At 42.6% G+C, this 14,765-nt stretch carries 11 protein-coding genes and 1 pseudogene; 9 read left to right on the top strand and 3 right to left on the bottom strand.

Annotation, left to right across the window (positions count from 1 at the left end; all coding sequences use genetic code 11):
• Window positions 1-257 precede the first annotated feature (257 nt).
• The 9 genes and pseudogenes from fdnG to ACTG7L_RS01890 all read left to right on the top strand — a co-directional run bounded on the left by fdnG (window position 258) and on the right by ACTG7L_RS01890 (window position 11,823).
• The gene (gene fdnG / locus ACTG7L_RS01930; RefSeq protein ID WP_439287272.1) at window positions 258-3,320 is read left to right on the top strand and encodes a formate dehydrogenase-N subunit alpha; all 3,063 of its coding nucleotides are present in this window, start codon (window positions 258-260) and stop codon (window positions 3,318-3,320) included.
• Window positions 3,320-4,213: pseudogene (gene fdxH / locus ACTG7L_RS01925) on the top strand (formate dehydrogenase subunit beta); the annotation flags it as partial. The gene fdnG and the pseudogene fdxH, both read left to right, overlap by 1 nt.
• A gap of 107 nt (window positions 4,214-4,320) precedes the next feature.
• Window positions 4,321-5,022 carry a formate dehydrogenase subunit gamma gene (locus ACTG7L_RS01920; RefSeq protein ID WP_439287271.1) on the top strand — a complete coding sequence of 234 codons (702 nt, stop codon included), beginning with the start codon at window positions 4,321-4,323 and terminating at the stop codon, window positions 5,020-5,022.
• Between the two features lie 197 nt (window positions 5,023-5,219).
• Window positions 5,220-6,119 (top strand): formate dehydrogenase accessory protein FdhE, encoded by a 900-nt coding sequence (gene fdhE / locus ACTG7L_RS01915; RefSeq protein ID WP_439287270.1) that lies wholly within the window; start codon window positions 5,220-5,222, stop codon window positions 6,117-6,119.
• A 29-nt stretch (window positions 6,120-6,148) separates the two neighbouring features.
• Window positions 6,149-6,964 (top strand): pyridoxal phosphatase, encoded by an 816-nt coding sequence (locus ACTG7L_RS01910; protein ID WP_439287269.1) that lies wholly within the window; start codon window positions 6,149-6,151, stop codon window positions 6,962-6,964.
• A 119-nt stretch (window positions 6,965-7,083) separates the two neighbouring features.
• A complete protein-coding gene (ydiJ, locus tag ACTG7L_RS01905) occupies window positions 7,084-10,182 on the top strand; it encodes a D-2-hydroxyglutarate dehydrogenase YdiJ (RefSeq protein ID WP_439287268.1) in 3,099 nt (1,032 codons plus the stop codon).
• Between the two features lie 7 nt (window positions 10,183-10,189).
• Entirely contained in the window at window positions 10,190-10,615 is a 426-nt protein-coding gene (locus tag ACTG7L_RS01900; RefSeq protein WP_439242010.1) for a hotdog fold thioesterase, read from the top strand.
• Window positions 10,608-11,579 carry a ferrochelatase gene (gene hemH / locus ACTG7L_RS01895; protein ID WP_439287267.1) on the top strand — a complete coding sequence of 324 codons (972 nt, stop codon included), beginning with the start codon at window positions 10,608-10,610 and terminating at the stop codon, window positions 11,577-11,579. The genes ACTG7L_RS01900 and hemH overlap by 8 nt, the downstream gene beginning before the upstream one ends.
• Window positions 11,572-11,823, top strand: coding sequence for a hypothetical protein (locus tag ACTG7L_RS01890; protein WP_439287266.1), 252 nt, complete (start codon window positions 11,572-11,574; stop codon window positions 11,821-11,823). Before hemH ends, ACTG7L_RS01890 begins: the two co-directional genes overlap by 8 nt.
• A gap of 2 nt (window positions 11,824-11,825) precedes the next feature.
• Here ACTG7L_RS01890 and ACTG7L_RS01885 read toward each other — a convergent pair whose 3' ends face one another.
• The 3 genes from ACTG7L_RS01885 to lpdA form a co-directional block, all read right to left on the bottom strand.
• Entirely contained in the window at window positions 11,826-12,386 is a 561-nt protein-coding gene (locus ACTG7L_RS01885) for a hypothetical protein (RefSeq protein ID WP_439287265.1), read from the bottom strand.
• A 164-nt stretch (window positions 12,387-12,550) separates the two neighbouring features.
• Entirely contained in the window at window positions 12,551-13,087 is a 537-nt protein-coding gene (locus ACTG7L_RS01880; protein ID WP_439287264.1) for an NlpC/P60 family protein, read from the bottom strand.
• A gap of 206 nt (window positions 13,088-13,293) precedes the next feature.
• Window positions 13,294-14,718, bottom strand: a complete 1,425-nt coding sequence (gene lpdA, locus ACTG7L_RS01875) for a dihydrolipoyl dehydrogenase (RefSeq protein ID WP_439242020.1) — start codon at window positions 14,716-14,718, stop codon at window positions 13,294-13,296.
• Between the last annotated feature and the right edge of the window lie 47 nt (window positions 14,719-14,765).

Raw genomic sequence — 14,765 nt, 5'->3', positions numbered from 1 at the left:
TTGTTATGTTGACCCTAGCCAATAATTGAGAATAATTATTATTCTATTGATTTTAGAAAGAATTTAATGTCAATTTTGTGATCTGCATCAACATTATTCACATGCTAAATCTGGATTTTTTTCTACAATTATTGTATGCTATAAGGTGATTTTTAACTTTTTATTAACAACAAAAGCGAAAAACGATGTCAATCGTTTTATAAGATTTTCATTTTATTTCTACCTCTATTTCCAACTTTGTTGGATAAGGATTATCTATGCAGATATCAAGACGTAAGTTCTTTAAAGTCTGTGCAGGTGGTATGGCGGGAACGTCTGTGGCAGCATTAGGTTTAATGCCCGCAACGGCGTTGGCTGCGCCTCGTGAATATAAACTTTTACGAGCGAAAGAAACACGCCAATCCTGTACTTACTGTGCGGTCGGCTGTGGGATGCTGATGTACAGTCTTGGTGACGGTGCAATGAATGCCCGTGGTAAACTCACTCACGTCGAGGGCGACCCTGATCATCCAGTGAGCCGTGGGGCGTTATGTCCGAAAGGGGCGGGCGTACTCGACTATGTCAACAGTCCAAACCGCTTGCAATACCCTGAATATCGTGCGCCGGGTTCCGACAAATGGGAACGCATTTCTTGGCACGAGGCTATTCATAAAGTCGCTCGTTTACTCAAAGATGACCGTGACGCCAACTGGCAATCGGTCAACGAAGAAGGGACGCCAGTCAATCGTTGGACAACCACGGGGCTATTAGCGGCGTCGGCGGCCAGTAACGAAACCTGTATGCTGACCCACAAATTCGGGCGTGCATTGGGAATGTTAGTTTTAGACAACCAAGCGAGTACCTGACACGGACCAACGGTAGCAAGTCTTGCTCCAACATTTGGTCGCGGTGCCATGACAAATCACTGGGTTGACATTAAAAATGCCGATGTCGTTATCGTGATGGGCGGTAATGCTGCTGAGGCACACCCTGTGGGTTTCCGCTGGGTAATTGAAGCCAAAAAACATAATAAAGCCAAATTAATGGTGGTGGATCCCCGCTTTAACCGTACAGCAGCGGTAGCGGATTTCTACTCGCCTATTCGTTCGGGTACGGATATTACGCTCTTATTAGGTGTCATTAAGTATTTGTTAGACAACGATAAAATTCAACACGAATACGTAAAACATTATACCAATGCCAGTTTCTTGATTAACGACGGTTTTGGTTTTGAAGATGGTCTATTCACTGGCTATGACGCTGAAAAACGGAGCTATGATAAATCCACGTGGTCCTATCAATTAGATGAAAACGGTCAACCAAAACGGGATATGACCTTACAACATCCACGTTGTGTCATCAATTTATTAAAAAAACACGTGGAACGTTATACCCCTGAAATGGTAGAACGTATTTGTGGTACCAAACAAAAAGCGTTCTATGAATTTGCTGAAACCATTGCCTCCACCGCCGCCCCTGATCGTGCTGCGTCATTCTTGTATGCTTTAGGTTGGACACAACACACCGTCGGCACACAAAATATTCGTTCGATGGCAATGATCCAATTATTGCTAGGAAATATTGGCGTATCTGGTGGTGGTGTCAATGCGTTACGTGGCCACTCGAATGTTCAGGGTTCAACGGATATGGGCTTGTTCCCAACCATGTTGCCGGGTTATATTCCGTTGCCAACAGAGAATGATGTGAGCCTTGAGGCGTTCTTGAAACGAATTACGCCAAAAGCCACCGTAGAGGGGCAGATGAACTATTGGCAAAACACACCGAAATTTATGGTGAGTATGCTGAAAGCGTTCTACGGCGATAATGCGACCAAAGACAATGAATTTGGCTATCACAATTTGCCGAAACAGTACAAAAAGAAACTGGATCACTTGCAATTTATTGATTTAATGGATCAAGGCAAAATCAACGGTTATATCTGTCAAGGTTATAATCCGTTAGCCTCTTATCCTGATAAAAATAAGATTTCAAGTGCGTTGCGAAAATTGAAATTTTTGATTATTTGTGACCCATTGGCGACAGACACCTCTGAATTCTGGAATTTCCACGGTGAATTTAATGATGTGAATCCGGCGGATATTCAAACCGAAGTGATTCGTTTACCAACCATTTGTTTCGCCGAAGAAGATGGCTCCATTGCTAACTCTGGCCGTTGGTTACAATGGCACTGGAAAGCCGCCGAGCCACCAAAAGAGGCTAAACCGGATGTGGATATTTTATCTGAAATCCGTGAAGTGATGTTGGAAATGTATCATAAAGAGGGCGGTCCATCTGTGGAAACCATTGAGGCCATGACATGGGACTACGCTAATCCGCTTGAACCAAAAGCCGACGAACTGGCCAAAGAAAACAATGGCTATGCGTTGGAAGATCTCTATGACGCACAAGGTAATTTGATTGCGAAAAAAGGCGATCTGCTTTCTAGCTTTGCACAATTACGTGATGACGGTTCAACGTCGTCCGTGATTTGGATTTATACCGGTCAATGGACACCAAAAGGCAATATGATGGCCAATCGGGATAATAGCGATCCGTCAGGTTTAGGTAATACCCTAGGTTGGGCGTTTGCTTGGCCATTAAACCGTCGTATTGTGTATAACCGTGCGTCGGCTGACTTAGCAGGTAATCCATGGAATCCAAAACGTCAGTTAGTGAAATGGAACGGTAAAAACTGGAACTATGTGGATATTGCCGACTTTGGTACGGCACCGCCAAATAGCAATGTGACACCGTTTATTATGCAACCAGAGGGCGTGAGCCGTTTATTCTCGTTGGATAAAATTGTAGAGGGGCCATTCCCTGAACATTACGAACCGATTGAAACGCCGATCGGCACCAATCCACTGCATCCAAATGTGGTGTCAAATCCTGTGGCACGGATTTTGGAAAATGATAAAGCCAGTTTCGGTCATTCTGATGAATTCCCTTATGTGGGCACCACTTATCGTTTAACCGAGCATTTCCACTTCTGGACCAAACAATCCATGTTAAATATGATTGCTCAACCAGAGCCGTTTGTGGAAATCAGTGAAGACTTGGCGGCTGAAAAAGGCTTGAAACAAGGCGACACCGTGAAAGTGAGCTCGAAACGTGGTTTTATCAAAACCAAAGTGGTAGTCACTAAACGGGTGAAATCCCTTGATGTAGATGGCAAAAAAATCCATACCGTTGGGATTCCAATTCATGGTGGTTTCTCCACCGTGGGTAAAAAATCGTTCTTGGTGAACACCTTAACGAGCCGTGTCGGTGATGCCAACACCCAAACACCAGAATATAAAACATTCTTGGTTAACATTGAAAAAGTATCGGAGGCCGCATAATGACAGTACAAGAACAAAGCATTGTTAAAAGCTCAGCGACTTCTTTTGTGACTCCCCCACCGCATGCTCGTTCGCATGTCGTGGAAGTAGCAAAACTGATTGATGTCACCACCTGTATTGGCTGTAAGGCCTGTCAGGTGGGCTGTTCAGAATGGAACGATATTCGTACTGCACCACAAGAATGTGTCGGGATTTACGACAACCCAATCGATCTGGATGCGGAACAATGGACGGTAATGCGATTCCAAGAAGTGGAGGAAAATGATCGTCTAGAATGGTTGATCCGCAAAGACGGTTGTATGCACTGTACCGAACCGGGCTGTTTAAAAGCCTGTCCGTCACCGGGGGCGATTATTAAATACGCTAACGGTATTGTGGATTTCCAATCAGACAAATGTATTGGTTGTGGTTATTGTATTGCTGGTTGTCCGTTCAACATTCCACGGATGAATCCAAAAGACAATCGTGTTTATAAATGCACCCTTTGCGTGGATCGGGTCAATGTGGGACAAGAACCGGCTTGCGTAAAAACCTGCCCAACCGGTGCGATTCGTTTTGGTTCAAAAGAAGAAATGTTGCATTATGGCGAAGAACGTGTGAAAGAACTCAAAACACGTGGCTACGAAAATGCCGGTATTTACGATCCTGAGGGCGTGGGTGGCACGCATGTTATTTATGTTTTACATCATGCGGATAAACCTGAACTGTATTCTGGCTTGCCAAAAAATCCAAGCGTGGATCTTTCTGTGGAAATCTGGAAAGACTTGCTCAAACCAGCCGCCGCTGTGGCAATGGGTGGGTTGTTGTTGGCCGAAGTGGCTCACTATGTAAGCGTTGGACCAAACGTGGAAGAAGATGTTGACGATCATTTTGAAAAATTTGAACAAGAAGATCGTGAAATCGCCGAACGTAAGGCCCAGAAAAAACGAGAAAAAGAAGAACAGAAAGCCAAGAAACAGCAAGAAAAACTGGCGAAAAAAGCCAACAAGGGGGATAAATAATGAGTGAACATGAAAAACTGACGGAAATTACGCAAGATACACGTATTATTCGTCATAAAGCCCCTGCTCGTGTAGCACATTGGCTGTTGGTGATTTGCTTTTTCACCACCGGCTTATCAGGTTTGGCCTTTTTCTTCCCTGATTTTGCGTGGTTGACTTACATTCTCGGTACGCCTGCCATTGCTCGTGCGGTACATCCATTTACGGGAATTTTAATGTTTGTCGCCTTTATTATTATGGTGCTGACTTATTGGCATCATAATATTCCAGAGAAAAATGATATTCGCTGGTTAAAAGGCACCAAACAGGTATTGCTCGGTCATGAGCATGATGTGGCTTACAACGGAAAATACAATCTCGGCCAAAAAATGTTATTCTGGACCTTGATTTTAGCCATGTTTACCTTGCTCGCAACAGGGATTATTATGTGGCGTCAATACTTCAGTCATAACTTCTCGATTCCGGTAATTCGTATTGCGATCCTGCTCCACTCTGCCAGTGCCTTTGCCTTGTTTACAGGGATTATGGTACACATGTATATGGCGTTTTGGGTGAAAGGATCCATTCGTGGTATGGTCGAGGGGTGGGTCTCCGTACGTTGGGCCAAAAAACACCACCCGAAATGGTTTAAGGAAGAAGTGTTACCAGAGCTTGAAAAAGAAGTGGCGGAAAATAAAAAAGCTGCTCAAGTGGCTGAGTAAGCCAATTACTTCTCCCCCAAAAAAGTCCCCTCTCCCCTTGGGAGAGAGTTAGGGTGAGGGTAAAACAAAACCGAAGATTAAGATAACCCTCACCCTAGCCCTCTCCCAGAGGGAGAGGGGGTATAAATTACTTCAAAAGTGCGGTAGAATTAACCGCACTTTTTTACATAAAAAGAAACCCGATTAACGAGAACATTATGGCAATCCGAATACTCCCTGAAAATGAAATCAAACAAATAGCAAGTTCCTTTCAACAGCCACCTTTGCTGTTTGCCAACACTAAAAATCTCTACGAACGCCGAGCTAAACGCTTACGTGATTTAGCTCAAGATCATCCGTTCGCTGATTATCTTGAATTTGCGGCCAAAATTGTGGATGCACAACTATTAATTTTACAAGAAAATCCACTCACCAAACCCGCTGAAATCACGGCCGACATTCAGCCATTAAACGTAAAAACTTGGCAACGTAGTCCACAATGGCGTGATTATTTAAGCACGATATTAAGCGAAATCAAACCTGATGCCAACGAACAAATGCTCGGCACTATTGACAGCCTAGAAAAAGCCTCTACCGAGGAAATTGAACAGCTTGCCGATAAATTACTGGCACAAGATTATGCCCAAGTCAGTAGCGATAAAGCCGTGTTTATTTGGGCTGCATTATCGCTGTATTGGTTACAGCTCACCCAATATCTGTCACACAATACACAACAAGAAAGTGGCGAGGGCTTGCACTACTGCCCTGTTTGCCAATCTGCCCCCGTGTCTAGCATTATTCACTTTGGTACCGAACAAGCCTTACGCTATTTACACTGTTCACTCTGTGAAAGTGAATGGAACGTGGTGCGAGCCAAATGCACCAACTGCGACCAATCCAAAGAATTGGAATATTGGATGCTCGACAAAGATCAATCTGCGGTACGCACTGAAAGTTGTGGCGATTGCCATAGCTATTTGAAAATCCTGTATCAAGAAAAAGACCCTTATGTGGAAGCCGTCGCCGACGATCTCGCTAGCATTTTCTTAGATATTGAAATGGAAGAAAAAGGCTTTGCTCGTAGTGGGGTAAATCCGTTTATGTTCCCCGCAGAATAGATTTAATTTTACACTTTAAGGATAATAATATGACATACAAAGTAATCGCCTTTGATTTAGACGGCACCTTGCTCAATACCAAAGGACAAATTTTAGACAGTAGCAAACAAGCCATTGCGGCGGCTCGAGCCAAAGGCGTAAAAGTGGTGATTGTGACGGGACGCCATCACACCGCCGTCAAACCTTATTACCATGAATTACAATTAGACACCCCGATTGTTTGCTGTAACGGGACTTACATTTATCACCCCGCCACAGACGAAGTGGAACTAGCAAATCCGCTCTCTGCTCACCAATGCGAAACTGTGTTAAAAATTGCGGAGCAACATCATTTGGATTTATTGATGTATAGCCGTGATGCCATGAATTACGAAAAATTAAATGATCACATGACCAAATTTACCCAATGGGCGGCAAGTTGTCCTGAGCATGTGCGTCCAAATGTGCGTCAAGTGAGCGATTTTGCGGAAATTTTCCATCATCCAAAAGAACAAATCTGGAAATTTGTGATCAGCTCACCAAACCGTGCAGACATGGAAAGTGCGGTGCAAAATTTGCCGGTTTCTGAATTCAGTTGCGAATGGTCTTGGATTGACCGTGTAGATATTGCTAACAATGGCAATAGCAAGGGCGGAAAATTGTTAGATTTACTCAAACAATGGCAAGTGGATCCGCAAGAAGTGATTGCCTTTGGTGATAATCACAATGACACCAGTATGCTCACCGCTGTGGGTTATGGCGTGGCCATGGGCAATGCGGAGCAAGAAGTCAAAGATCAAGCTAAATTTGTGACGACGGCGAACGATGAAAATGGTATTGCCGACCTGTTGGCAAAATTACTGTAATCTCACTGCGTATGGCACAAACTAAAACTTGTGCCATACAAATAAAACTTGTCCTTTTCTATTCCGTCTAATATGCTAAAATCCGCATTGTTTACTTTTTATTTTACTCGAGTGATTTTATGCTACCCCGTTTGAAAGATATTCCTCAGATCAATCCCCTTGTCGTCGATTATTTGAATGATTTACGGCGACAAGCCTTTGAGGGAGATGTGGCCTCTCATTATGCGGATCGTTTAAGCCTTGCCACCGATAACAGTGTTTATCAACTGTTACCGCAAGCCATTTTATTTCCGAAATCCGTGGCAGATGTGGTGCGTTTAACCAAATTAGCGCAACAAGAAAAATACCAAGCGCTGACATTCACGCCTCGAGGTGGCGGGACGGGAACCAACGGGCAATCACTGAATAACAATATTATTGTGGATCTTTCTCGTCACATGACGGGGATTTTAGAACTCAACGTGGAACAGCGTTGGGTACGGGTGCAAGCGGGCGTGGTGAAAGATCAGCTTAACCAATATCTTAAACCGCATGGCTTATTTTTCGCCCCTGAACTCTCCACCAGTAACCGAGCCACGCTCGGCGGAATGATTAACACCGACGCCTCAGGACAAGGATCCTTGCAATATGGCAAAACCTCCGATCATGTGTTGGGCTTGCGTGCGGTGTTGATGAATGGTGAGATTTTAGACACAACTGCGGTAAAAACCGAGGGATTTTCTGATCATTTGCCGGATAGCTTATCTGCCCAAGGTCGTCATTTACATCAAGAAATTTTTACCCGTTGCCAAGCCAAACGGCAAGCTATTTTGCATGATTTGCCACAATTAAACCGATTTTTAACCGGTTATGATCTGAAAAATGTCTTTAATGATGACGAAAGCGAATTTAATTTAACCCGAATTTTAACCGGCTCCGAGGGTTCTTTGGCGTTTATTTGTGAGGCGGTGTTAGATCTCACGCCAATTCCCCAATATCGCACCCTAATTAATGTGAAATACCGTTCCTTTAATTCCGCCTTACGTAACGCCCCGTTTATGGTGCAAGCCAATGCGTTGTCGGTGGAAACCGTGGACAGCAAAGTATTAGGCTTGGCAAAAGAAGATATTGTGTGGCATTCGGTTAAAGATTTGCTCAAGGAAGAGGAAGATAATCCGATTTTGGGTTTGAATATCGTGGAATATGCGGGCAATAATCAGGTAAAAATTCAGCAATTTGTCACCGCACTTTGTGAACAATTAGACCACAAAATCGCCCATCAACAAGACGATATTATCGGCTATCAAGTCACCCATGATTTGGTCTCCATTGAGCGCATTTATGCTATGCGCAAAAAAGCCGTGGGCTTGCTTGGCAATGCCAAAGGTTGGGCTAAACCCATTCCTTTTGTGGAAGATACCTGTGTGCCACCGGAAAATCTAGCTGATTATATTTTAGAATTTCGTGCGTTGCTTGATAGCCACAATTTACAATATGGCATGTTTGGCCATGTGGATGCGGGCGTTTTACATGTGCGTCCCGCCTTGGATTTAACGGATCTTGAACAAGTAAAACTGTTCAAACAAATTTCCGATCAAGTGGCCGACATGACCCGAAAATATGGCGGGTTAATTTGGGGCGAACATGGCAAGGGCATTCGCTCTTATTATGGCGAGAAATTTTTTACCCCTGAACTGTGGCAAGAATTGCGTTATGTGAAAACCTTATTTGACCCCCAAAATCGGTTAAACCCCGGTAAAATTTGCATGCCGTTAGACTGTACGGACGAGCTGTATGGTTTGCTTTCGCCAATGCGTGCCGATCAAGATCGACAAATTCCAATTAAAATGCGGGAAGAATTTAAAGGCGCCATGAATTGTAATGGCAACGGATTGTGCTTTAATTTTGATGTGCATAGCGTCATGTGTCCGTCCATGAAAGTGAGCAAAAATCGGGTGTTTTCGCCGAAAGGGCGGGCGGCAATGGTGCGTGAATGGTTGCGTTTAATGGCAAATGAACAGGTGCAACCGGAGCAATTAGAATTCAAAAAATCGTCCATTAAACTGGCCGAATTTGTGCAAAAAATCCGCCATTCTTTCAAGCAAAAACAGGAATATGATTTTTCCCACGAAGTCAAATTTGCCATGGATACCTGTTTGGCGTGCAAAGCCTGCGCTAGCCAATGCCCAATTAAAATTGACGTGCCAAGTTTCCGTGCCAAATTCTTCTATTTTTATCATCAACGCTATTTGCGCCCCGCTAAAGATTATGTGGTGGCGAATTTAGAAATTGCCGCCCCTTATATGGCGAAAGCGCCGCAATTTTTTAATTTTTTCACCCAATTAAAACCGGTGCAAAAAATGGTGGAAAAAACCTTAGGCATGGTGGATTTACCACTGTTATCACAACCGAATTTACAACAACAATTAGTGGAAATTGGCTATCAAGGGCAAACCTTAGAACAGTTGGAAAACCTATCCGAGGTTGCCAAAGCCAATATGTTGTTGATCGTACAAGATCCTTATACCTCTTATTATGATGCCAAAGTGGTACGTGATTTTGTGGCCTTGTGCCAAAAACTTGGCTATCAGGCAATTTTGCTCCCCTTTAAACCGAACGGTAAAGCGCAACATATCAAAGGCTTTTTAGGGCAATTTGCTCGCACTGCCAAACATCAAGCCGACTTTTTAAATCGTGTGGCAAAATTAGGCGTGCCGTTGGTGGGCGTGGATCCCGCCATTGTGTTGTCCTATCGGGACGAATATAAGGAAACCTTAGGCGAAGATCGAGGGGAATTTCAAGTTATCACCGCTCACGAGTGGCTAATGTCACAACTGCATTCCACCCAGATTGAAAGTGCGGTGAAAAAATTGCAAGATTTTCACCGCAGTTTAGACGCACCGTCACCCAAAGAAACTTGGCAATTATTTGCGCATTGTACCGAATCCACGTTAATGCCAACCAGTCCGCAACAATGGCAACAAATTTTTGCGGCCTTTGGTGAAACCTTGCAAGTGCAAAATGTCGGCTGTTGTGGTATGGCTGGTGTGTTCGGGCATGATGTAAATAATCAAACCATGTCAAAAGATATTTATCAGCAATCTTGGCAAACGAAATTACAAGGCAAAAATCCAGAACGCTGTTTAGCCACGGGTTATTCTTGCCGTAGCCAAGTGAATCGTTTTGAGCATTTTAAGCCAAAACACCCCGTTCAAGCATTATTAACGTTATTTAATTAGGAAAATTATGAGTATTTGGAAACGTGAATTTACCCTTGATGATCTCAATCAAGCCTGTATCAACTGTGCTGTTCAACATTTAGGCATTGAATTTAGTGCCAAAGGCGAAGATTGGCTTGAAGCCCGTATGCCCGTCAATGAAAAAACCATGCAACCCGTCGGAATTTTACATGGCGGGATTTCCGCCGCTCTGGCGGAAACCGTGGGATCGGCAGCGGGACATTGTTGCACGGAAAACCAACAAGCGGTGGTGGGAGCAGAAATCAATGCGAGCCATTTACGCCCTGTGTATAAAGGCGAAACCGTCACGGCACGGGCTACCGCAGTAAAAATTGGCCGCACCTTACAGATTTGGCAAATTGATATTCGCAATGAAGAACATAAACTCTGTTGCGTTTCTCGTTTAACCCTTTCGGTGATCCATAATGAATAAAAAAGTCGGTGTATTACTCGCCAATCTCGGCACGCCTGACGCCCCCACAGCGCAAGCGATCAAGCCCTATTTACGCCAGTTCTTAAGTGATCCTCGTGTAGTGGATTTACCCAAATGGCGTTGGTGGCCTATTTTAAATGGCCTCATTCTCCCGAAACGATCTAAGCGTGTTGCCAAAAATTATCAAGCCGTATGGACAGCGCAAGGCTCCCCCTTACTCGCCACGAGTTTACAACAAAAACAGGCGTTGCAAGATTATTTTACGGATAAAAATCAAAATATTATCGTTGAACTTGGCATGACTTACGGCAATCCAAGTATGCAAAGTGCGGTGCAAAAATTAACTGATTTAAAAGTGGAAAAAATCATTGTGTTACCGCTGTATCCGCAATACAGCAGCACCACCACGGCCTCTGTATTGGACGCCTTTGCGCAAGCCCTAAAAAGCCAACGCCATATTGTGCCGTTTGAATTTATTCACTCTTATCATTTAGATGAACATTATATCAATGCGCTCGCCAACAGTATTCGAGCACAGATGCAAGAGGATGACTTTTTGCTATTTTCTTATCATGGCATTCCCGTTCGCTATGAACAGCGAGGTGATTATTACCCTGAACATTGTCGCCAAACCACCTTGGCCGTGGTGGATAAATTAGGACTGGTGGAAACCCAATGGAACATGACGTTCCAATCTCGTTTTGGTAAAGAAGAATGGTTGCAGCCCTACACGGACGAATTTATGCAAACCGCAGCCAAAAATGGCATTGAAAAACTGGCCGTCATTTGCCCGGGTTTTTCAGCAGATTGTTTAGAAACCTTAGAAGAAATTGACCAAGAAAACCGAGGCTATTTCTTGGAAAACGGGGGCAAACGCTATCAATATATTCCCGCCTTAAATGCCAACAAGGCACATATTGAGATGATGGCAAATTTGGTTATCCGTCGTTTAGCGCATGATTAATGATGAAAAAGATATTGAAAATTTATTTAATGTGATGAATGTGGTGGCTAATTTGGTACAAAATTTGGAAGAAAAAAAGGAACAGGCTAAAAAGCAACAGCAGGAAATTAAAACTGGTCAGCAGTTTAATTTGCAACAGTTGAATATGTTGAAAGGGTTTGAATTAGTTCAATATGTAATTCAGCATTTAATAGAGCCTAGTGAATGGAAGAAAGTTGATGTAGAAACACAAATTTTATTATAGGCTCAAAATGATTGATACTTTATATAATTATTCATGATTTCTAAAGTTTTATGCTTTTCTGCTGAACCTGTTTTAAATAGTTTTTGATTTTCTTGGGTAACCTTGAATTTGTCAAAAAGAGAGATTATTTTTCTATCTATATCAATCAGATTATTAATAATGCTGTTATTATAGAATTTATTATTTAGAATTTCTTCCAGATAATCCCCTCTAACTTTAAGAAGTTGTTCAAATTGAGAGTAATTATTCAATTTGTTTAAATTCTCTTCTAATGAGTTATTAAAACTACGAATTTTATTTTTAAATTCTTCGATTCCTACTAATTCATCTGGATTTAAAGGTTTTATTAAATCCTTATAGGTGTAGGTTTTTCCCCTGAAAGTGCTTTTGATATTCTTCATTTCTTGAGTTACTTCACCATATTTAAATAATCTTGAACCATCTGGGGTGCAATACATATTTTTACCTATTGCAAAATCTTGACAACCAGCAGAAAAAGCATTTTGTGAAATAAAAAATAAAGAACCACAAATTAAACCTAATTTAATTTTATTACTGAGCATATTAAACTCCTTTTTTATTATATTTATTTTTTATTCTGATGTTACCGTAGATAAAAATAAATACAATGGTTTTTTAGAAAATAGTTGATGATTTTTAAATAGGTTTATATTTAAATAATCATCAAGGTTATCAACACATTGGTAAAATAGCGATAACCGTTCTTTTACAGAATACGGCGAGATTGGGTGTAGGTTCTGGCCCAATAATTTTCACTTAATGAACTTATGATGACCCCCTGACTCGTACTGGCGTGCATAAAGCGCCCATTTCCCATATAAACCCCCACATGGCGATTTTTACGGAAAAACACTAAATCCCCTTTCTTTAATTCGTTCTTTTGAATTCGCTTGCCTAAATATTGCTGTTCAGAAGTTGAGCGTGGCAACGTCATACCAAAGGCTATGGCAAAGGTTTTTTGCATAAACGCAGAACAATCGATACCACGTACTCCCGTGCCACCTAAACGATAGCGAGTACCCGCCCATTGGTTGTAAACGGATTCTAGATTTTTATATTGTGCGGGCGAATGAGATGAACTCACCGACACATTCAAATTGGGTTTATTGGTTTTCAAGCCCACAATTAAATGGGTCAATTCAGCGTCGTCTGATTGACTGACTGCCTTGGCCTGTGGCCTCGAACTCGTTGAGCAAGCCGTCAACATCAGCAAGCTGACTAACATTAATATCTTCTTTAACATAATTATCTATTCAAAATCAAAAACATCTTGAATACTACCCGATTATATTCATAATAGCCAGACTTTATTCATGATTTATGCAAATTTTAAGGTAAATTTCTCATTTTTATTCAATTTATTGTCTAAACAAAAAAGAAAAATCTAAAAAAAATCACCGCACTTTAAAAAAGTGCGGTGCCTATTTTCTTATTTTTTAGCGCAAGACATTATTTTTTCTTGGCTTTTGCATTTGGTAAGTCAGTAATAGATCCCTCAAAGACTTCCGCCGCTAAACCAACAGATTCATGTAAAGTTGGGTGAGCATGAATGGTTAACGCAATGTCTTCCGCATCACAACCCATTTCAATGGCTAAACCTATTTCACCTAACAATTCACCGGCGTTGGTGCCCACAATGGCGCCCCCTAAAATACGGTGGCTGTCTTTATCGAAAATCAACTTGGTCATACCATCTGCACAGTCAGAGGCAATCGCACGACCAGACGCCGCCCATGGGAAGTTGGCCACTTCGTAGTTTAGATTTTCTGCTTTACATTCTTTTTCGGTTTTACCGACCCAAGCCACTTCTGGCTCAGTATAAGCAATAGATGGGATCACTTTCGGATCGAAGTAATGTTTTTTGCCCGCAATCACTTCGGCGGCCACATGTCCCTCGTGAACGCCTTTGTGCGCTAACATTGGTTGACCCACTACATCGCCAATCGCATAAATATGTGGCACGTTAGTACGCATTTGTTTGTCGGTGCGAATGAAACCACGTTCATCTACTTCAATACCTGCTTTTTCGGCCTCAATTAATTTACCGTTTGGCGTACGACCAATCGCCACTAACACCGCATCATACACACGAGTTTCGTTGGCGCCTTTGCCCTCCATGGAAACGTGAATACCATCTGCTTTGGCTTCCACGGCCGTCACTTTGGTTTCAAGTAACAGGTTGAATTTTTTCTCAATGCGTTTGGTGTAGATTTTCACAATGTCTTTATCTGCGGCAGGGATCACTTGATCAAACATTTCCACCACATCAATTTGTGAACCTAACGAACTGTACACGGTCCCCATTTCTAAACCGATAATACCACCACCCATGACAAGCAAACGTTTTGGCACTTCACGTAATGCAAGGGCATCTGTGGAATCCCAAACACGTGGATCTTCATGTGGAATAAACGGTAATTGAATTGGGCGTGAACCCACGGCAATAATCGCATTATCAAATTTGATTGTGGTTGGGTTACCCTCACGGTCTTTCGCCTCTAAAGTGTGGCTATCGACAAATCTTGCCCAACCCTCAACAACGTTCACTTTACGCATTTTGGCCATGCCCGCTAAACCACCCGTTAAGCGGCTAACCACACCGTCTTTACCGGCACGGACTTGGTCTAAATCAATGGTCGGTTCGCCAAAAGAAACCCCATGATGTTCAACATGTTTCGCATCTTCGATCACTTTGGCAACGTGTAATAAGGCTTTAGATGGAATACAACCCACGTTCAAACAAACCCCACCTAAAGTGGAATAACGTTCAACAAGCACGGTTTCTAAACCTAAGTCCGCACAACGGAAAGCCGCTGAATAACCCGCAGGACCCGCACCTAATACGACGACTTGTGTTTTAATTTCTTTACTCATGTGTTCTCCTTGTATAAAAGTGCGGTGAAAAAATACCGCACTTTTGT

This window comes from Lonepinella sp. BR2357, from assembly GCF_051851525.1.
Taxonomy (GTDB): Bacteria; Pseudomonadota; Gammaproteobacteria; order Enterobacterales; family Pasteurellaceae; genus Lonepinella.
This window is presented reverse-complemented; position numbering and strand designations above follow the sequence as displayed.

Coding starts and splice junctions, on each gene's coding strand:
- ACTG7L_RS01910 (WP_439287269.1), top strand. CDS start 6,149: ATGACATACAAAGTAATCGCCTTTGATTTAGACGGCACCTTGCTCAAT.
- ACTG7L_RS01885 (WP_439287265.1), bottom strand. CDS start 12,386: ATGCTCAGTAATAAAATTAAATTAGGTTTAATTTGTGGTTCTTTATTT.
- ACTG7L_RS01900 (WP_439242010.1), top strand. CDS start 10,190: ATGAGTATTTGGAAACGTGAATTTACCCTTGATGATCTCAATCAAGCC.
- fdhE (WP_439287270.1), top strand. CDS start 5,220: ATGGCAATCCGAATACTCCCTGAAAATGAAATCAAACAAATAGCAAGT.
- hemH (WP_439287267.1), top strand. CDS start 10,608: ATGAATAAAAAAGTCGGTGTATTACTCGCCAATCTCGGCACGCCTGAC.
- lpdA (WP_439242020.1), bottom strand. CDS start 14,718: ATGAGTAAAGAAATTAAAACACAAGTCGTCGTATTAGGTGCGGGTCCT.
- ACTG7L_RS01890 (WP_439287266.1), top strand. CDS start 11,572: ATGATTAATGATGAAAAAGATATTGAAAATTTATTTAATGTGATGAAT.
- ACTG7L_RS01880 (WP_439287264.1), bottom strand. CDS start 13,087: ATGTTAAAGAAGATATTAATGTTAGTCAGCTTGCTGATGTTGACGGCT.
- ydiJ (WP_439287268.1), top strand. CDS start 7,084: ATGCTACCCCGTTTGAAAGATATTCCTCAGATCAATCCCCTTGTCGTC.
- ACTG7L_RS01920 (WP_439287271.1), top strand. CDS start 4,321: ATGAGTGAACATGAAAAACTGACGGAAATTACGCAAGATACACGTATT.